Source organism: Candidatus Poribacteria bacterium, from assembly GCA_021295715.1.
Lineage (GTDB): Bacteria > Poribacteria > WGA-4E > WGA-4E > WGA-3G > WGA-3G.
The window spans coordinates 17,302-36,239 of sequence record JAGWBV010000018.1; the positions used below are offsets into that span (position 1 = coordinate 17,302).

At 47.8% G+C, this 18,938-nt stretch carries 20 protein-coding genes; 13 read left to right on the forward strand and 7 right to left on the reverse strand.

Annotated features, from left to right (window positions below; all coding sequences use genetic code 11):
- The first annotated feature begins 22 nt into the window (after nucleotides 1–22).
- The 8 genes from J4G07_06925 (at nucleotide 23) to J4G07_06960 (ending at nucleotide 10,908) form a co-directional block, all read left to right on the forward strand.
- Nucleotides 23–1,387, forward strand: coding sequence for a UDP-N-acetylmuramate--L-alanine ligase (locus tag J4G07_06925; protein ID MCE2413721.1), 1,365 nt, complete (start codon nucleotides 23–25; stop codon nucleotides 1,385–1,387).
- A 34-nt stretch (nucleotides 1,388–1,421) separates the two neighbouring features.
- Nucleotides 1,422–2,489 (forward strand): hypothetical protein, encoded by a 1,068-nt coding sequence (locus J4G07_06930; protein ID MCE2413722.1) that lies wholly within the window; start codon nucleotides 1,422–1,424, stop codon nucleotides 2,487–2,489.
- Nucleotides 2,490–2,586: 97 nt separating this feature from the next.
- Complete coding sequence (gene ftsA, locus J4G07_06935; GenBank protein MCE2413723.1) at nucleotides 2,587–3,813, forward strand: cell division protein FtsA; 1,227 nt, start codon at nucleotides 2,587–2,589, stop codon at nucleotides 3,811–3,813.
- Nucleotides 3,814–4,023: 210 nt separating this feature from the next.
- Nucleotides 4,024–5,325, forward strand: a complete 1,302-nt coding sequence (gene ftsZ, locus J4G07_06940) for a cell division protein FtsZ (protein ID MCE2413724.1) — start codon at nucleotides 4,024–4,026, stop codon at nucleotides 5,323–5,325.
- Complete coding sequence (locus J4G07_06945) at nucleotides 5,325–7,049, forward strand: radical SAM protein (protein MCE2413725.1); 1,725 nt, start codon at nucleotides 5,325–5,327, stop codon at nucleotides 7,047–7,049. Before ftsZ ends, J4G07_06945 begins: the two co-directional genes overlap by 1 nt.
- A gap of 172 nt (nucleotides 7,050–7,221) precedes the next feature.
- Nucleotides 7,222–7,998, forward strand: a complete 777-nt coding sequence (locus tag J4G07_06950; GenBank protein MCE2413726.1) for a LamG domain-containing protein — start codon at nucleotides 7,222–7,224, stop codon at nucleotides 7,996–7,998.
- Between the two features lie 55 nt (nucleotides 7,999–8,053).
- Entirely contained in the window at nucleotides 8,054–9,214 is a 1,161-nt protein-coding gene (locus tag J4G07_06955) for a tetratricopeptide repeat protein (protein ID MCE2413727.1), read from the forward strand.
- Nucleotides 9,211–10,908: a CRTAC1 family protein gene (locus J4G07_06960; GenBank protein ID MCE2413728.1), complete on the forward strand. Its 1,698-nt coding sequence runs from the start codon at nucleotides 9,211–9,213 to the stop codon at nucleotides 10,906–10,908. The genes J4G07_06955 and J4G07_06960 overlap by 4 nt, the downstream gene beginning before the upstream one ends.
- On the opposite strand, the gene J4G07_06965 is transcribed toward J4G07_06960, so the two are convergent.
- The 7 genes from J4G07_06965 to J4G07_06995 all read right to left on the reverse strand — a co-directional run bounded on the left by J4G07_06965 (nucleotide 10,889) and on the right by J4G07_06995 (nucleotide 15,677).
- Nucleotides 10,889–11,542 (reverse strand): site-specific DNA-methyltransferase, encoded by a 654-nt coding sequence (locus tag J4G07_06965; GenBank protein MCE2413729.1) that lies wholly within the window; start codon nucleotides 11,540–11,542, stop codon nucleotides 10,889–10,891. The genes J4G07_06960 and J4G07_06965 overlap by 20 nt on opposite strands.
- Nucleotides 11,520–11,783 carry a hypothetical protein gene (locus J4G07_06970; protein ID MCE2413730.1) on the reverse strand — a complete coding sequence of 88 codons (264 nt, stop codon included), beginning with the start codon at nucleotides 11,781–11,783 and terminating at the stop codon, nucleotides 11,520–11,522. The genes J4G07_06965 and J4G07_06970 overlap by 23 nt, the downstream gene beginning before the upstream one ends.
- Nucleotides 11,784–11,791: 8 nt before the next feature.
- A complete protein-coding gene (locus tag J4G07_06975) occupies nucleotides 11,792–12,580 on the reverse strand; it encodes an NAD(P)-dependent oxidoreductase (GenBank protein ID MCE2413731.1) in 789 nt (262 codons plus the stop codon).
- Between the two features lie 76 nt (nucleotides 12,581–12,656).
- Entirely contained in the window at nucleotides 12,657–12,887 is a 231-nt protein-coding gene (locus J4G07_06980; GenBank protein ID MCE2413732.1) for a hypothetical protein, read from the reverse strand.
- Nucleotides 12,888–13,104: 217 nt separating this feature from the next.
- Nucleotides 13,105–14,115 (reverse strand): Gfo/Idh/MocA family oxidoreductase, encoded by a 1,011-nt coding sequence (locus tag J4G07_06985; protein MCE2413733.1) that lies wholly within the window; start codon nucleotides 14,113–14,115, stop codon nucleotides 13,105–13,107.
- A complete protein-coding gene (locus J4G07_06990; protein MCE2413734.1) occupies nucleotides 14,112–14,855 on the reverse strand; it encodes a hypothetical protein in 744 nt (247 codons plus the stop codon). The genes J4G07_06985 and J4G07_06990 overlap by 4 nt, the downstream gene beginning before the upstream one ends.
- 108 nt (nucleotides 14,856–14,963) lie before the next feature.
- Entirely contained in the window at nucleotides 14,964–15,677 is a 714-nt protein-coding gene (locus J4G07_06995; protein MCE2413735.1) for a hypothetical protein, read from the reverse strand.
- 206 nt (nucleotides 15,678–15,883) lie between these two features.
- Here J4G07_06995 and J4G07_07000 point away from each other — a divergent pair, with 206 nt between their 5' ends.
- The 5 genes from J4G07_07000 to J4G07_07020 form a co-directional block, all read left to right on the forward strand.
- Nucleotides 15,884–16,633 carry a LamG domain-containing protein gene (locus J4G07_07000; GenBank protein MCE2413736.1) on the forward strand — a complete coding sequence of 250 codons (750 nt, stop codon included), beginning with the start codon at nucleotides 15,884–15,886 and terminating at the stop codon, nucleotides 16,631–16,633.
- A 22-nt stretch (nucleotides 16,634–16,655) separates the two neighbouring features.
- Nucleotides 16,656–17,261 carry a peptidylprolyl isomerase gene (locus tag J4G07_07005; protein ID MCE2413737.1) on the forward strand — a complete coding sequence of 202 codons (606 nt, stop codon included), beginning with the start codon at nucleotides 16,656–16,658 and terminating at the stop codon, nucleotides 17,259–17,261.
- Nucleotides 17,239–17,841 carry a peptidylprolyl isomerase gene (locus J4G07_07010; GenBank protein ID MCE2413738.1) on the forward strand — a complete coding sequence of 201 codons (603 nt, stop codon included), beginning with the start codon at nucleotides 17,239–17,241 and terminating at the stop codon, nucleotides 17,839–17,841. The genes J4G07_07005 and J4G07_07010 overlap by 23 nt, the downstream gene beginning before the upstream one ends.
- Before the next feature lie 174 nt (nucleotides 17,842–18,015).
- The gene (locus J4G07_07015) at nucleotides 18,016–18,387 is read left to right on the forward strand and encodes a hypothetical protein (GenBank protein MCE2413739.1); all 372 of its coding nucleotides are present in this window, start codon (nucleotides 18,016–18,018) and stop codon (nucleotides 18,385–18,387) included.
- A gap of 250 nt (nucleotides 18,388–18,637) precedes the next feature.
- Nucleotides 18,638–18,938 (forward strand): recombinase family protein (locus tag J4G07_07020; protein MCE2413740.1); only part of this gene is annotated, 301 nt, incomplete at its 3' end.

Here is an 18,938-nt window from a genome sequence, read left to right on the forward strand (position 1 = left end):
ACGCCTTGCGAATAATTAAAAAATGTTTGGAAAAACACGACACATCCATATCATCGGCATCGGTGGCGCTGGTTTAAGTGGCATCACTGAGATCCTACTGGACCTCGGATTCCACGTAACAGGTTCAGATATCCAAAAATCATATACCACAGAACACTTGCGTGAACGCGGGGCAACTATCTATTATGAGCACGCAGCATCACACATACAGGGGGCCAATGTGGTCGTTATGTCTCCGGCAATTCCACGTGATAATCCAGAACTCCTCGCTGCAGAAACGCAGAATATTCCAATTGTCAGGGGTGCGGAGATGCTAAATGAAATTACTCGCATGCGCTATAGCATTGCCGTCAGTGGAACACATGGAAAAACAACCACAACAGCGATGACCGCAACAGTTCTTGCCAGCCTTGATCCGACGGTTGTTTTAGGTGGGAAACTCATGGATGGCAGTCATGCTCGCAGCGGCGAAGGCGATGTTATGGTTGTCGAAGCAGACGAGGCGTACGGCTCTATTGAGATGTTTTATCCCACTGTTGCCGTTGTTACGTCAGTCGATGCCGACCATCTGGATTATTACAGTAGTGTTGACGAGATTGGTGAAACCTTCCTCAAATTCATCAATAAGGTTCCGTTCTACGGCACCGCAGTCCTTTGTTTAGATGCTGAGAATATCCAGAGGTTTATCCCGCGGGTTAAAAAGCGTTATATTACTTATGGACTTGAAACACGAGCGGATCTGACTGCTGAAGGCATTACCGCAGAAGGTCCGACATCTCGTTACCGAGTTCGCAAAAACGGACACCTATATGGCGAAATGCACCTCAAGATGCCGGGGCGCCATAATATTTCTAACTCTTTGGCAGCAATAGCCGTTGGACTCGAACTTGATATTCCGTTCGCTCAAATCCGGGAGCGGCTTGAGTCATTTCAGGGAGTCCATCGCCGCTTTGAAGTTCTCGGCGAAGCGAATAATATCATTGTCGTTGACGATTACGCCCATAATCCAGCGAAGTTGAAAGCCGCATTAAGCGGGGCACGCGAGGGTTATAAGCGCCGTATCGTTGCAGTTTTTCAGCCACATCGATACCAGCGCGTCAGAGATTTAGCAGATGAGTTCTCTCGTTCTTTTTATCAAGCAGACGTCCTCATTGTTACTTCAATCTATAGTGCGGGTGAGGCACCTATTGAAAACGTCACGGCTGAAAAACTGGCAGAAGCGATACAATCACACGGACATCGTCATGTCTTCTATGTGCCAGATACAGATGAAGTTACGGACGTCCTAATAAAAATAACACAACCAGAAGATATTGTCATTACGCTCGGAGCAGGGGACATTAGTAAAATAGGACACGAGTTTTTAAATAGACTTCAGGCACAATAGCCATCAGCTCTCAGCGATCGGCAAGAAAACCCCTTTGCTGAAAGCCGACGGCTGGCAGCCGAAAGCCATTATGATGTGGATGCAATTGACTACAAATCAACGACCCACCCTTACAGATACAAGAGAAGCCAGAAGAAGGTCCCCGTTCTTTGGGAAAAAAAAGCGGAACGGATATACATGGCAGACTTCAATGCCGGCACGACGGCTTGGTAAACACCCGAACGCCAAAATATACATGTGGCGGCGCATAATTCTCGTCATCGCGGTTATAGTTACCTTATCGTTTGCCGGAAAAATAGTGCTCGGTTTTTTTAGTGCTGAGTATGTTTCACTTGAACTTTCAGGAAATATGCACTATACTGATGTGCAAATCTATAATGTATTAGGCGAGAAGTTAGAAAATATCGTCATAGATTCCGAAGAACAAACAGCCGACTATCTAAAGGAAAGTTTAAGTTACCTTAAAGAAGTGCAGGTCGTTAAACATGTAATGAAGCGGGTACTCACCATTGAAGTCACTGAACGTGAACCCTTCGCTCTTCTGGGGGTCAGTAACATTTCGCAAGCGTACATGCCCAATGTAAACACATTAGGTGATCTATCATCTGCTGTAAGTACGCTACTCAATGGTGATATTTCGTTTTTTCTGGTAGATAGCGAAGGACATGTGTTAAAAAATATAGAGGTTAAAGAAACAGGTCAACAGAGATCTGAAGGGTTGCCTGAAGAAATGGTGATACTTTCGGTAGTGAGTAAGGAACTACCGAGAGTAGGCACTACCGTTCAAAGCAGCGAGGTTCAATTAGGATTAGAGCTTTTAAAAACTGCTCGACTTCAGGAACCAGCACTTGCGGCACAAATACGGATTATTGACGTAAGTGATTTCCAAAAAATTAAGTTACAGATTGATGCACTGCCGATACCCGTATGGCTCGCTGGAGATGCCCTCGAATCAGGGCTTCACCATACTGCCCTGCTTTTAAAACAGCATAAAACTCGGCTTCTTGAACTTATTGGTGAGATTCCGAGCGCAAGAAAGCCATATCTGGACGTCCGGTACCAAGACACACTCTACTTAGGGGGTTACTCCGAAAGCAGGTAGTCCTATTCTTATAGCACCAATAGGAACCTACAGAATATCGGATCCGCACGGTTGACGGTTTCCCTTGATATTTGAAGAAGGAGGTGAAAACATTTAAATGGCAAAAGAAAATATTATCGCAGGACTTGATATCGGTTCAAGCAAAATTTCGGTAGTTGTTGGGAATACACTGCACGAAAGCATCCCTAAAATAGGAATTATCGGCGTTGGTCACGCAACTTCAGAAGGGCTCCGGAGGGGAGTTGTTGTTGACATCAACCAAACAGCCGAGGCAATTCGTAAAGCCATCTCGAGTGCCGAATTGATGGCAGGTGTAAAAATAGACGCTGTTTGCGTTGGTATTTCCGGTGAACATGTTATTGGGCAAACGTCACATGGGGTTGTCTCTGTGGCAAATACCGAGATTTCGCAGGACGATGTTGACCGAGCGATGATAGCTGCGAAGGCAATATCTATTCCTGCAGACAGGGAAATACTGCATGTCATCCAACAGAATTTCGTCGTTGATGCCCAGAGTCGTATTCGGGAACCCGTCGGTATGTCAGGCGCGCGTCTTGAAGCCTACGCCTACATTATTACAGGTAGCACAACAGCCATCCAGAATTTGCTCAATAGTATCGAAAAAGCAGGTGTGCCTATAGTTGAAACGCTCGTCGCTGCCCCGCTTGCAGCAACGCAGGCGACCATCTCAAAGGATGAGCGTGAAGTTGGTATTGCCCTGGTTGATATTGGTGATGGAACAACTGAAATTATCATTTACAAAGAGGATTCTATTGAACATACCGCGGTAATTCCTGTTGGTGGACAGCACGTTACTAACGACATTGCGCAATACTTAAAAGTCACCCTTCCAGAAGCGGAGGAACTTAAACTTCACCGCGGCTGTGCTTGGACAGAATTAATTGATCCTGAGGAAGTTAGATCCATTCCAGTCGCGAGTGATTCAACGCCACCGCGTTTCATCGACCGGATTGAACTTGCCCAAATTATTGAGTACCGTATGGCTGAAATATTGGACGCAATCGGTGACGAATTGGGTGATATTCCGCTTCCAGGAGGACTCGTACTGACGGGTGGTACCGCGCTCATGGACGGTTTGCAAGAACTCGCTGAAGCTATGCTCCAATTGCGCGTCCAGATCGGATACCCGCGTGGCTTGCAAGGCTTGACTGACCGAGTGAACCATCCAATGTACTCGACAGGCATAGGACTCGCTCTTTACGGCGAGACTTTGCGGCAGTTAGAACGTGAACACAACGCACGCCATGGTGGGAACGCCATCGGATCATTCCTGCAGCGCGTCAAAGAATGGTTTGGATATTAAACGTCCTCTTTATTGTTTAATAGGACGAACCTCTCTTATACCAAACTTGCCGTAACGCTTGACTTAACCTTGCTAATAGCGTATAATTTAATGTGAAAAAGCGAATTCATGAAAGTTAATAAGGAACCTCGGTCTGGAGATTGAGGATATAATGAATGATAGGAGGAATTAGGTTGCTGTGTCATTAATTTATAGTAACTGAAATTCAACATGATAGAATTTGAACAGGAAGAATTTGAAAGTCTACGCGCTAAAATTAAAGTCATTGGAGTCGGTGGAGCAGGTGGAAACGCTGTCAAACGTATGATTGAAGCAGGACTTACCGGTATAGAATTTTATGCCGTCAATACCGATCAACAAGCACTTGTGACCTGCCGCGGTGCGACTCAAATCCAGATTGGCGTTAACACGACCGAAGGTTTAGGTTCCGGTGCAAACCCCGACATCGGAAGAAAAGCTGCCGAAGAAGACAGAGAACATCTCCAAACTATCGTAGAGAACGCAAATATGGTCTTCATCACCGCAGGTATGGGTGGTGGAACTGGCACCGGCGCGGCACCAATCATTGCTACACAAGCAAAAGAACGTGGAGCACTTACTATCGGGGTCGTGACACGTCCTTTCAACTTTGAGGGACAACGTCGCTCAGCCACTGCCGAAACAGGACTTGAGGAACTCCGAGCTGCTGCTGATTCTGTAATCGTCGTCCCAAACCAGCGTCTCATCGACACTATGGACAGGAAACTCCCAATCCGAGAAGCATTTCGTATGGGAGACCAGATTCTTTTACATGGTGTTAAAAGCATATCCGACATCGTTACGGAATCAGGCGAAATTAACGTTGACTTTGCCGACGTTGAGTCTATCATGCGAAACGCAGGCAGTGCCTTGATGGGTATGGGACACGCGACAGGAGACAACCGCGCTCAAATTGCCGCAGAACAAGCGATCAGTTCCCCGCTCCTTGAGCAAACTAACATCGCCGGAGCCGTCGGTATGATTGTGAACATAACCGCACCCCCCGATTTCATGATGCATGAACTTGATGACGCTATGGGTGTCATTCAAGATACAGCTCCGGAGGCACAAATTATTTTTGGACTTGTTTATAAAGATGAATTGGAACTTGGTGATGAAGTCCTTGTAACCGTCATTGCAACAGGATTTGATTCTGTTGAAGGGGAAGCCCTCGGCATCGACGATAGGAGCGCAGTGTCACAATATGATGACACAGACACCTATCAAAGGCAGCCACAAGCTCCCTCTGAACAGCGTGTATCAAGTCCAAGCAGAGCACGACAGCGTGTCGCCAGAACGCCATCCGATAGACCCAGAATTCCGGGTCGTGGACGCAGGGGAACCAATGTCGAACCTCCCTCAGAGGAGGAAGCACCTCAAAGCAACCCGCAGCAACCCGTTCAAGGAAGAGATCAAGGCTCGCAGCAGCGTGAAACGGATTGGGAAATTCCGGCTTTTCTGCGCGTTCAAAAAAGACGTGGGAACGATAAATAGTGAACCTACATCGACATTATCAACAATTGCGCAGTGAGGAACACGGCGCACATAACAACTTCAGAAAACCCAACAAATTCGCGCTTGTCTATCCGAGCACGTATGCTCTCGGCATGTCAAGTCTCGGTGTTCAGGTTATGTACGCGACGCTTAACAGCCGACCAGACACCGCTTGCGAACGTGTTTTTATTCCTGAACCTGACTACCTTCGGAAACTTGCCTCTCAAAAAAAGGCACTGTTCTCGTTTGAAACGCAGACCTCTTTGAACCAATTTGACATCATCGGGTTTTCAGTCTCCTTCGAATCAGATTATGTGAACATTCCTCGCACGTTAGCGTTAGCGAACATACCACCGCTTGCTGAAGCGCGAACCGAATGGGATCCGCTCGTTATTGCTGGCGGCATTAATATCTCCTATAACCCAGAACCGATTGCCGATTTTGTTGATGTTTTTGTGGTTGGCGAAGCCGAACTTGTTATCCATCAACTCATGACACATTTCAATGAGTGGAAAAGATCCGGCGCACCCAAAAGCGAATTGCTTCAAACGCTCGCAACTGTTCCAGGGCTTTACGTGCCACATTTTTATGACGTAACCTATCGCGACGATGGTACGATCGATGCCGTCTCTCCACAGCCTGGTATATCACCTCAGATTCGTGCAGGAGCCGTCCCAAAACTCGATGATGTCGAAACCTGCACGCACATCCACACACCCAATACCGAATTCGCAAATGCACACCTTATTGAAATTGTGCGTGGGTGTGGTCGGCAATGTCGTTTCTGTGTTGCAGATTATGCCCGTCGATGGCCAAGACATCGCTCTGTAGAAAGCACACTGGCACTTGCAGAACGCGCACGCGGCATTACAGACAGAATCGGACTCGTCGGTGCCTCTATCTCTGACCATCCACACATCAATGAGATCGCTACAGGTCTTGTCGAACGTGGGTTCCGCATCTCTTGTGCTTCACTCCGCGCCGAAACCGTTCGCACGCCGCTGCTCGATGCACTCGCCGACAGCGAACAAGGGACCATCACCATTGCTCCAGAAGTCGCAACTGAAGAACTCCAGAAGGTCGTCAATAAAGCGATCCCACGTGAACGTCTCTACTATGTTTTTGAGGAAGCATTGAAACGTGATATTCTTAACCTTCGCCTATACTTTCTCATTGGTGTCCCGCATGAAACACCAGAAGACGTGGAAGCCATTGTTGATATGGCGAAGGAAATGCGAACTATACTTCTTCCGCACGCGAAGCGAACAGGAAAAATCGCGCGTATCAGCTTTACTATTTCACCCATGGTGCCAAAACCACATACACCTTTTCAGTGGGTAGCAATGGAACCTCCGAAAACCATCTCCCGAAAACTTGATTTTCTGAAACGCGAAATTAATCAGCTTGGTAGCATCAAAGTTGGTTCCGCCAGTGCCAGACTCGCACATCAAGAAGCCGTCTTCGCACGTGGGGACCGGCGACTCGGAAAGGTCATCCTCGATCTTGCAAACGGCGTGCCATGGAACCAAGCCTTCCGCAAGCACGAATTAGTCCCACATTTTTACGCGACACGTCAACGCCCACTGCATGAAACCAATCCGTGGGACCATCTCGATCTTAACGTTAAACCGCAGTTCCTACAACTTGAGTTCCACAAGCACGAAAAAGGTTTCACAACGAGTGAATGCGATACCACTGTTTGTAAGAAGTGTGGTGCTTGCTGAGGAATGGTTGTCAGTTGTCAGTTGTCAGTTGTCAGTTAAAGAGGGACCTGGTTTAACCAAACCCTCTCTTAACTGGAAACCGATAACGGATAATCAATATAACCGATGATTGATAACTGAAAGGGTTGCGTTAGTAACCCGAACCGATAACCATAAAAAGGAGAAATTCACTGTGCGCAAATATGAGAAATTTATAGGTGGACTCGTCGCAATATGCGTCTTGTTTGCCTTTACGACACCTTTATATGCGGGGTTAGATGACAAATCTCTCGTTTTATACCTCTCCTTCGACGAAGGAAAGGGAGGGAAAACCGCAGATGGCTCCACATATGGTCATGATGGTGAATTTGTCCAAAATCCCACATGGGTAGATGGACAATTCGGCAAAGCGTTGGAATTCGATGGGACCAAAGGAGAACATGTAATGGTCCCTATCAACGACACTTTACAGTTAAGAGAACAATTCTCCATTGCTTTCTGGGTTAAACGTGGCGATGCCCAAATTCGGGATTGGAATTACATGGTTACAGCCGGCTCCTTGAAATGGGCATCAATTTTTCAGAATGCCAGCAGCAAAACTTTTTTCTGGTCGACCTCTGGTGGTGCTTGGGCACAGAAAGCCGTCAGCGACGATATTCAACCTGATGACTGGGTCCACATAGCAGTCACACATGACACTAAATCAAAAGTCGTCATCTATAACGACGGGAAAGAAGCGGGCGGTGGACCTAAACCGCCACCCGTTGATGAAATTGATGGCTCTGTTATGGTTGGGGCACGTCACCCCGGCGAAGAATTTTTCACCGGTATCATTGATGAAGTGTTTCTCTTCAACCGGATCATCACCGAAGCGGAAATCAGTGAAATTATGACTGGTGATTTTCTGCCAGTGGCACCCGCAGAGAAACTTGCGACGACATGGGGCAGCATTAAATCTGACCGCGATTAGAAATACGCTTGACAAGGGCGGTGTAAACACCGCCCTTATACCAGAGGGAAAGCGTATGCTAAAATATCTCCTCATATCCATCCTCTGCAGTGCTTTTATAAATATCGCTTTATCCGATTCTCCACTCGCCGAGAAGCATTATAAAGATGCTACTGCCTACCACGATCTCGGAGAATTCGAGCGAGCTATCTCCGAATACAGAAAAGCCATCGCGCTTCATCCAAATTCCCCGATCATCTACAACAAACTCGGTGTCGCATATTCCGAACTGAAGCAATATGATGCCGCACTTGATGCCTATCAGAAGGCACTTGTGTTCTCTCCGATGACAACTGAACCACACTATAATATGGGGCTGGTCTACCTGAAGAAAGGTGCTCTTCCACGCGCCCTCAAGGCGTTTAAACGTGCGATCACTATCAATGCAGAGTGGGGAGATGCCTACACCGGACTCGGTGAAGTTTACTTGAAACAGGGTGATTTCGGACGTGCCGATCGTGCCTATAAACACGCCATACGTCTGAATCCAAACGGAAATCCGAGTGCCTTTTTGGGATTAGGTAAGGTTTATGCAAGGCAGGAACGTTGGGATGATGCAATTACCGCTGTCAAGAAGGCAATCGAAATCCAAGTGGATAACACAGACGCACATTATCAACTCGCTCAAATTTATATCAAACGTGGCGAAAAGAAAAAAGCCACATCAGCGATGGCGTTCTTCAAAGTCCTTCGTCAAACAGATCCGCTCCTCAATGAAGCCAAAATATGGGTAAAAAGACATCCCAATGACGCAAGAGGTTACAACAATCTCGGTATCGTTTATCTCGCACGTCGTCGCTCTGCAGACGCGATTGCAAGTTACAAACGCGCCATTTCGCTTGCCCCTGATTTAGCGACTGCCCACTACAATTTAGGACATGCTTACCATAAACAAGGAAAAATGAACCCCGCCATCGCGGCTTACAAACAAGCACTCGCCATCGACACCACACTCGCGATTGCACATAATAATGTCGCTGTCTGCTATATAGAATCGGGGATAGATTTGGATCAAGCACTCTCGCATGCCCGAACCGCTGTTCGTCTTATCCCGACTGAGTCGAACTATTGGGATACGCTTTCACAAGTTTGCACCGCTCTTGGTTTGGAAAGTGAGGCGGAACACGCACGTGTTCGTTCACTGAAAGAACAGGAAAAACACACCAACGAACAATGAAACGCTTCTGCTATATTATCCTTTTTTTCCTCCTGAGCATATCCACTCCCGCAGAAGTCCAATTCGTTGACGCGACCGATGCTGCAGGCATCACATTTCGGCATGTCGATGGCAGAACCGGTAAGAAATTTCTCATCGAAACTCTTGGATCTGGTGCACTCTTTTTCGACTTTGATGTTGACGGGGCATTGGATCTCTATGTAGTGAACGCGACACACATCCCTCCACCAAAGAGCGAAAATACCTCTCAAATACATTCCACACTTCCAAAAAATAAACTCTACCGAAACAACGGTGACGGAACTTTTACCGACATTACAGACAGGGCAGGCGTTGGAGACACCGGCTACGGTGTCGGATGCGCAGCCGCCGATGTCAACAACGACGGCTATCCCGAAATTTATGTCACCAACTATGGAGCTAACCGCCTCTATTACAACAACGGCGATGGCACCTTTACGGATGCAACACAAAAAGCGGGAGTCGGTGATGAACGCTGGGGCACAAGTTGTGCCTTCCTGGATTACGATTTAGACGGGTATATTGACTTATACGTCGCCAATTATATGAAATTTTCTGTCGCGGAAAACGAATGGTGGGAAACTCAGGGTATTAGAACATATTGTAGCCCGACAGATCAGATCGCTGGCAGTCATTTTGTAAGTGAGTCTGATATTCTCTACCGCAACAATGGGGATGGCACCTTCACAGATGTCACCAAAACTGCGGGAATCTCACATCGTGCCCTCGGTCTCGCTGTCGCAGTCGGAGATTACGATAATGACGGTTACCCAGACCTGCACATTGCTAACGATATGGAAGCAGACCTCTTTTACCACAACAACGGTGATGGCACCTTTACGGAAACCGCTGACTTCACTGGGACAGGATATGATGAAAACGGCTTCCCGGGAAGCGGTATGGGAAACGCATTCGGTGATTACAATAACGACGGTTATCTGGATCTCGTCGTTAGCAACGCCTCTGGACTGCCTGCACTTCTCTATCAAAATGAAAACGCTGCGTTTTTTACCGATGTCTCTTTTGTCTCAGGCATTGGAGCAGTGACGCTCCCTTACTTTAAATGGGCGGTCGAATTCTTAGACTATGACAACGACGGTCTCCTTGACGTGTTCGTTGCGAACGGACATCTCCAGGAAAACATCTCGTTCTTTTCAGAAAGCACTTATCCACAGACGGATTTGGTTTTCCGCAACGTGCGTAGACAAAACGGCACACATTATTTCACTGATACATCTACCGAAGTCGGATTGGCAGAACTTCCCAAAAAAGTCAGCCGCGCTGCCGCATTCGGGGACTATGATAACGACGGAGATGTCGATATTTTTCTTAACAACTCCAATCAACACGCAACCCTCCTCCGAAACGAAGGCGGTAATAGCAATCATTGGCTGACAATCCAGCCGATCGGGACCCGAAGCAACGCGTCCGGTATCGGCACAAAAATAGTTGTGAAAGCGGGAAATTTATCTCTTACCAAAGAAGCACGGAGCGGCGCAAGTTATCTTTCACAAAGCGACCTGCGGGTTCATTTTGGATTGGGAAAGAATTCAACGGTGGACACCCTCGAAATCCACTGGCAGAGCGGGCGGACAGAGCGGTTTTCCAACCTGAAGTCGGACCAAATTTTGTATATTAAAGAGGGACACGGAATTATAAACGGGCAAGAATAAAGTTACCTTTTCTCCAGACATATACACATTCCCGAAGCGGCACGCGCCCATACGTCCCCATTTGTTGACTACTATTTCCCTTTTTCCCAGGCACCACAAAAATTTTTTCTATCTCAAAACCGAGAGATTGCGCGATGTCGGATAAAATCATATCTACAGAGATGCTTACACCTGCATATCGAACATTATCATTTACCATAAAGAGGCGGGCATTTGGTTTTAAGACGCGAGCACATTCACCGATAACGCACGCCATCTCTGAAAAATATCCACGAACCATTCGCGGAATACCGTTGTTGTTTAATGTACCAGAGTCTTTTTCGTGCTGGAGATAGGTGTTTATTGCTGTAAGCAATTTCTGCTGGTTAGCGACTTCTATAAAAGGCGTCCATTGTGGACAGATTTTCAGTAAATCCTTTTCTCGATTTTCTACGGTGTAACTCAGCATTTCTTGCCGCAGATGAGAGACCTCCGTTTGCGTCAACTCCAACATAGCGAGTTCAAGAGCATAAGTCCGAGTGTAATCGTAACGGTTGCAATAAGGCGGCGATGTCATAATTGCCCCGTAAGCAGCTGTTTCAAGGGCCGGAAGGACTTCAAGACATGAGCCTTCAAATAACTGAATATCTTCCATAGACTGCTGAAAAGGCTTCCTTGTATTTGTACCAACTGTAGGCAGGCTTACCTTTGTTTCCCTGAAAACTGACAATCTTCCGAGACAAAAATGGGGCTACCGAGAATTGTGTTTTAAAGTCCTCAGCGAGCTCAGTGTCCAAGGCAACGATTTCGTCACGCAGTTCGGCAGTTTCTGGCTGAATTTTGTTTTTTGGCGAAGTTGGCAAGCCAAAACTTGCTGTTAAAAGTTCAGAGGTCATAAAGATCTTTACGTATCACCAGGGATCTCGGGCCAATTATGCTCCGGTGAATATCCTAAATCCGCTTCTGCCGGTTTCCACGCAAAACGGGTATCCGCACGACCCGCGACGGCATTATATGCGCCATACTTTATCGTCTCTGCTTCAATCGCGCGGGCAACACAGTGTGCAACATCCCTCGGATCCACGTAAACGAACCAAGGATCCTTCACAACTTCAGGAGCTGCGGGTCCCGGATTCTGTCCGTCTCCATCTATGACCCCTGGGCGGACATGGATCACGTCCAACCCATGCGCTTGATGATACGCCGCGCCGATCCGCTCGCCGAGGTATTTCGCCAGCGAGTAATAAAGATCTCCCGGACCGAACTGGAAGTCGTCGTCCACCTCGTAAGGCAATTTTGCGCTTGGAGCCGGAGGACACGCCGAAATACTTGAGATGTTAACCAACTTTTTGACACCCTGCTTTACACAGGCTTCCGCAACGTTCCATGTCCCTTTCACCATGACATCCGCAAACAGCGAAGCTGGCTTATCAGACCGTCCCCGCACCAGAGCGACAAGATGGACGACAGCGTCTTGTTCCGCGCACGCTGCCTCGATTTCTGCAGCATTTGTCACATCTGCCTTGATAAAAGTCGTGCCTGCAACCGTCCGATCCAGTTCAACAATATCCGTTAGCGTCAGTTCATATTCGCCACGCAACCGATCAATAATAAATTGTGCCAGATACCCATTCGCACCGGTGATCAAAATATTTTTAATTTTCCTTGCGGGTCGGTCAGGTGAATTCAGCATTTGAAGGGCTTCCTCGTATATCCGCCTGCGCCGCTGTTGCAGGCTACAATCACCAAAAAACACGCCTCTACGCGTTTTAGCGCGCAGGTGGCCTCATCTGCTCATAGAGCGCGTTGTTAAATCCGACAAAGAAACTATCTCCACTTCGCACTGTAGGCGCGCGCAGGTTACCGCTCCGTCCCATTACCACTTTTAGGATTGATTCCTGTGTGTCTTCAGTTGGCACAAAGGTTTCCACGCGTCTCCCTTTCGCAACAACGATTCGCTCAGCACTGCCCATTAACTCCCATACCGCTGCTGCGTCCATTCGTTCTTTTCGGGCATCCGTCCGACGCTCTGGTTGTAATTCGTGTTCGTCAAGAAACTCTTGAACTTTTTTACAGGAGTTTCAGCTATTCCGAAAATAAATCCAATCTACCATTTTTTAATTTTTCCTTGCGGGTCGGTCAGGTGAATCTGAGTCTGAACCTGCTTCCCCGTATATCCGCCTGCGCCGTTGTTGCAGGCTACTGTCTCGGGCATTTCTAATTCAATTCTCTCACGTTCATAAATCTGCCGGTGTCTCGACTTTGGACCGCGGCATCAATTAGGGCGAGTGTCTCAATAGCATCAGCGAATGGCGAGCGAATCAGTGTTCTGTCGCCTGTTTCAATGGCACGTAACCATGCCCCGGATTTGTCTAAACCCAGACTATTTTCGGAAACCGCCGGTTCATTGACCACCTCACCATTAAGGTATCCACGGATAACGTTATCCGTCATTTTCGCTTGTAATCGTAAATGGGGTCCGACGACTTCAACCTCAAAGCTAAATTGCTCGGTGCCACAATGATTCATGTGTGTTCCGAAAACGCCGTTGTCCAGTTGATAGGTCATCTGGATGGCATTTTCGGCATCGAATTCGGTTCGTTCCAACGCCATGTTTTTAACAGCGAGCGCGTGGGCTTGCACAGGTTTCGGGTTTCCCATTACAAAACGCGCACAATCCAACACATGCACCGCCTGTTCCGGCAAGGGCCCCCCGCTTATCTCATACTGCAGAAACCAAGGCGACATACGGAAACTCAAAAAATAATCAACGGTACATACTGTCCGCACGAGGTGGACGGTTTCCGAAGCGATTAACGCTTTCAGTTGTTCATAGAGCGGATGATAGCGGAGTTGGAACCCAACAGCAGCAATGACATCCGCTTCCTCAATACATGCCAGGCATTTCCTGCCCTCAACCATATCCAAGGCAGGCGGTTTTTCAACCATCACAGGAATACCGCGGTCGCACGCCATCTGGATCGGTTCAAGCCGGACAGGGGGTGGTGTCGTGATAACCACCCCATCCATGTCCACATCGAAAAAGGTATCTAAAGCGGTAGTGGCAAGTGCTGATTCGGTATGCGATGCGAGTTCACGCGCCGCCTCAAGCCTTACATCATGGACAGCGACAACACGCGCACCGTAATCGGTTACCGCCGCCTGATGATGTCTTCCCATACTGCCAGCACCGATGATGCCTATTGCTAACGATTTTTGATCGTTCATGGTATTTTGAGGTTTCCCCACGTTACCGCGAGTTTCCCTTTCCGTTCAACGGGAAAGATGTTGAACTCTGGGGTAGTAACGAAAACGTTATCGAATTGCGCGTAATGCGCAGCAGCACCCCGATTGCCACCGCGCGTATAGAAGCCAGTTTTGCCGTTTTCAAACCTTTTTTCACCATCCGTCCATTCTCCCACAAAAGCGAGACTACTCCATTTGGCACCGACTTTGCCGAGATATGCCTTAAATTTGTAATGCTTACGCACCTCAAACTTTATGCGGTACCAAATATGCTGCTTGCGTTTTCTTTCATCTGCGAAAGGCGTTATTTCGACCGACCAGTTGTCCTCAACGTTTCCGTGCCATTGAATACGTTGGGGAGCGTGTTTAGAACCCGCGGTTGAAATTTCGTGCATGTAGAAATTCTTGTTGTCCTTTGCGTGGAAAACGAACCCCAATGAACCGCCATTTTTTGCGTTGAAATCAGCATAGTAATCAAATTCTTCGGGGAGATTGGTAACACTGAGTCCCGCACCACCGCCCCAAATGTCAAGGACTTTCCTTCCAAGCACATCATGCCGGGTGTCATTATCTTCAACACTCCAACTCACTTGCGGTGCCCATTTGTCGAGATTAACGCCAAGACGCTCAAAGTCATCATGGAACAGAATCTCAGCATAACTAATGCCGACACACAGCGTCAGCGTGATAATCAGAGTGGTGTACCCTGTATAGGCCTTCATAGGCGTGTCCGACCCCTTTATTCCCTTGCCGTAGCGTAACGCTCGTTTTTTGAAGGCACAATTTGGGCATTCGCGAAATGTCCTAAACTATGCCTACAATCGATGGGGTTACTCTGTCTTAATTTCTCCCCATGTTGTCGTCAACTTTCCCTGTGGCTCAACGTCCATGGGGTCCTTGCCGCCGTAAATTTCGATTTCATCAACGCGAGCACCACCATTGGTGCGAATATGAAGACGTAACCACCGTGCTTCTATATCTTTGAAGGTAAACTCAGTAGTTTCACTAATCGGATCGCCCTTATGCGTATAAACCTTCGTCCATGTATTCGCATCGGAGTTTGGATCCGCCTTCGAGGTTGCGACTAGGATATCAAAGTCAGCAGTTGTCCTGTCGAGAAACCCCTGCGAATGATCGCTACCAAAGTAAATACGGTTCACGTTGGCAACATCACCCATATCAATCTGTGCCCAACCGGGTATTGCACCGATAATCCAACTCCGGCAGTTGTTGTAAAAACCGTCATTGAGATATTCGATACAGTGTCTGCGTGGACACCATCCCTCCAGCTGCGTGGAGGCTTCCGGTTTCGCATCCTTGAGCAGTGCCAAATTGGGTTCGTTGTCCCGAACCGTCGGCACAAATTCAGGTCCCGGCTTGCCGCCAGCATCACATTCATCCGTTGCTGCTTTTTTGTCCTGTTCCTTAAACTCGTAACGCCCAAACTTTTCAGGTCCCTGCGCTTCGTCATGGACTGCGAAGACAGCAAGCGTGCTCACCAGCATCGCTACTATTACAAGCCACCAATACTTTGTCCATCTCATGGTCCATTCCTCCGTTCTTGCGGTAGTCTTTACCATTATATTAACACAAGTGAAAATTTGTTTCAAGAAAACGATGATTCACTGAAAACCCTTGACTTTTTTTCTCACTGCTGCTATCTTAAAATTGTATGAACCGTTTAGAAATTTCAATTTTTGTTGACACCTATAAAGATGTCGCTTATAATTCAAACTTAGGAGATCGAAGCTTGAAACAGCGTGCTATTTTTGGGTTGCTCCTTCTCATTTTGATATGTGGTACGGCGGTTTGTGAGGCACAAGAATTGGTCCTACACCTCTCCTTTGATGCGTTAGATGGAAAGGTTGCAAAGGATAGGTCTGAATTTGGTAACGACGCAACCTTCAAGGGTTCACCAAAACTCATTGAAGGTGTTTTTGGAAAAGCATTGGAGTTCGACGGAAAAACTTCCGCACAAATTCCCGATCACGCAAGCCTTGATATAGTGGACGGAATTACTATCGAATTCTGGGCGATTGTTAAGGGCGGAGAGGCGATCCAGAGCGGTGTTGAAAAAGGAACTGCTTGGGTTTCGGGTTTATATAACCTCGCTGCACTTTATAACGGCGGAACAATTCTTCAGTTCTTCGACCTACCTGAACCATGCAACGACGATAACATCGGTCCGAGCATCCAAGATGATGAGTGGCACTTTCTTGTAGGCACGTGGGATGGTAAAGATATCCTGCTTTACATTGATGGCGAACTCGAAGCAGAAATGCCGTGTAAAGGTGAACTGAAGCCGAACAACGATCCTCTTTTTATCGGTGCACGCGGCGGAAGTGGGCGTTTTCTCACCGGTGCCTTAGATGAAATCAAAATGTACAACTACGCCTTAACCAAGGCAGAGTTGCTCAAGGATATGGAAGAGCCTGTTCCGCTGCATGTTGGCGTACAGGATAAATTGACAACCGTTTGGGCACGTCTCAAAACCGACTAATCAGCACAACAAAGGAGGGTTAATGAAAATAACACGCTATCTGTTGGCGCAGTCCACGCGCCAAAATCTGCTTTATAAAAGTCCAACGTTTTTTCTTTTACTACTGACCCTAATTGGCTGCGCGCTTCCCTTCAGCCAGAATCTAACGCCTGAAGAACAGGTCGCGGTCGTCACAACCGACAAAGGCACTATTGTGCTTGAGTTCTACCCCGATGCTGCCCCTGTGGCAGTGGATAATTTCATCAAACTGATTAATCAGAAGTTTTACGACGGCTTAACATTTCATCGGAAAGTTGATGCCCCCGGTTTGAATATCATTCAGGGCGGGTGTCCAGAAGGCGATGGAACAAGTGGTCCCGGTTGGACTATTGTCGACGAGTACACAAATCCGAACCAACGCCCACATGTCAGAGGCACGTTGGCAATGGCTCGGACTTCCGCACCGAACTCATCCGGGAGCCAATTCTATATCTGCTTGAAACCCCAACCCCATCTTGACGGAGACTACACTACCTTCGGTGGTGTAATTCAAGGGATGGATGTCGTCGATCAGTTATCGATGGGCGATGTCATGACCAAAATCCGATTGGAGGCGAAGTCAAAATATGTTCAGGCAACAGCAGAATAAGCAACATCGGCAGTTCGCAGCCGCAGCAGTCTTTGTATTAGCGACATTCTTCGCTACTTTTGTGCTGAGTTGCGCACAAGAAGATAAGCCAGCCCCCGTCCCACGTGCCCGCCGCGCTGGCACAGGCACTGCAACAACCACGGCAAAACCACAGATTGATCCCGCAACGGTCGTCGCAGTTGTTGAAACGGCAAAGGGGACTATTGAATTTGAATTCCTTGCAGCCGAAGCACCGGAAACTTCCAAGAACTTCATCAAAAACGCGCAGGTGATGTATTACAAGGGTGAGAAGTTCAATCGCGCTGAAGAACTCCTGATTCAAGCAGGTTCAAAACTTGCCGCTGGAGATACACTCCCCATTGAGAATGGTTCGCAAGAGATGTCGCGAGGCGTTGTCGCGATGGCAAAAGAGGAGGGCGCAAGCGTCTCCTACGCATCCGAATTCTTTATTTGCCGAGGAGACGCGATCCTCGACAGTGATTACACCATTTTCGGAAAAGTCATTAGTGGGATGGACGTGGTTGACAGCATCGCAGTCGATGACGTAATTACGAACATCACCATCCGAGACAAAGAATAGTAATCAGCGGTCAGCAGAGTAGCAATCAGCAGTCAGGTCGGTTTTTCTGCGAAAAACCTTTCAGCATGCTTCGCAGTGAGAATAAAGAGGTTTTCGTTTAACGATACTCTCTTACCGACTGCCGACTGCCGTTTTGCTGACAGCCGACTGCCGACACCCAATCTGGAGGTATGCATGGCATTAACAGTTATCCGCACGGCTCGTCCAAGTCCCGTTTGGCAGGAAAGTTACGTGCGCGTGAAGAAAGGACAACGACTGATTATCGATGCGGAAGGCGCATGGTCACCGGATTTGCAAAACCGGACCGGATGGTGCGGCGCGGACGGTGTTCCGAAAACTCCGGGTTCCAGCGATTACCTGCTTCCGGGTACGAATATCGGTGCCCTCATCGCTAAGATCGGAGATGTTGCCTTCGCTGTTGGTTCACGCTACGACAATCCCGCCCCCGCTGACGGTGTTATTTTCCTGGCAATGAACGAAAGCACAAGCAACAATAACCAAGCAGGAAGTTTACTGGCACAAATCATCATCTTCGATGACGAATAGGACATTCGTATAAATACCACTGCCTATATCGAGCGAATCAGGAGGTGTTCCTAAATAGTTATTTTCCTATGTTTTTCTTGGCAAATCTATGTTTCTGTGGTATAATTATAGCATGAAACACTATAAGACACCACGAGAAACGTCGGAGATTCTCGGCATTTCTATAGACAGACTCCGACGCTTAGCAGAGAACGGCACCCTCTCTACTATTAGAACGCCAGGGGGACAAAGGCGTTAAACCGAAACAGATATTACGACCCTTGGATATTGCAGAGTCAGCGGAAAAGGACAAGCAGAAGCTCTCGCGTCCCAGGTCGCCTGTGTGCAAAAGCAGTACCCCGAAGCAGAGATTATCAGAGACTTTGGGAGCGGTATCAACTTCAAACGCAAAGGGCTTATCTCCTTATTGGAACGCGTCTTGCGAGGCGATAAACTCAGAGTTGTTGTTGCCCATCGGGATCGACTCGCCCGCTTCGGCAGCGAAGTCATACAGTTCTTGGTCGAGCAAAACGGTGGAGAAGTCGTGGTTCTCGACCAAAATATTTGTAGTC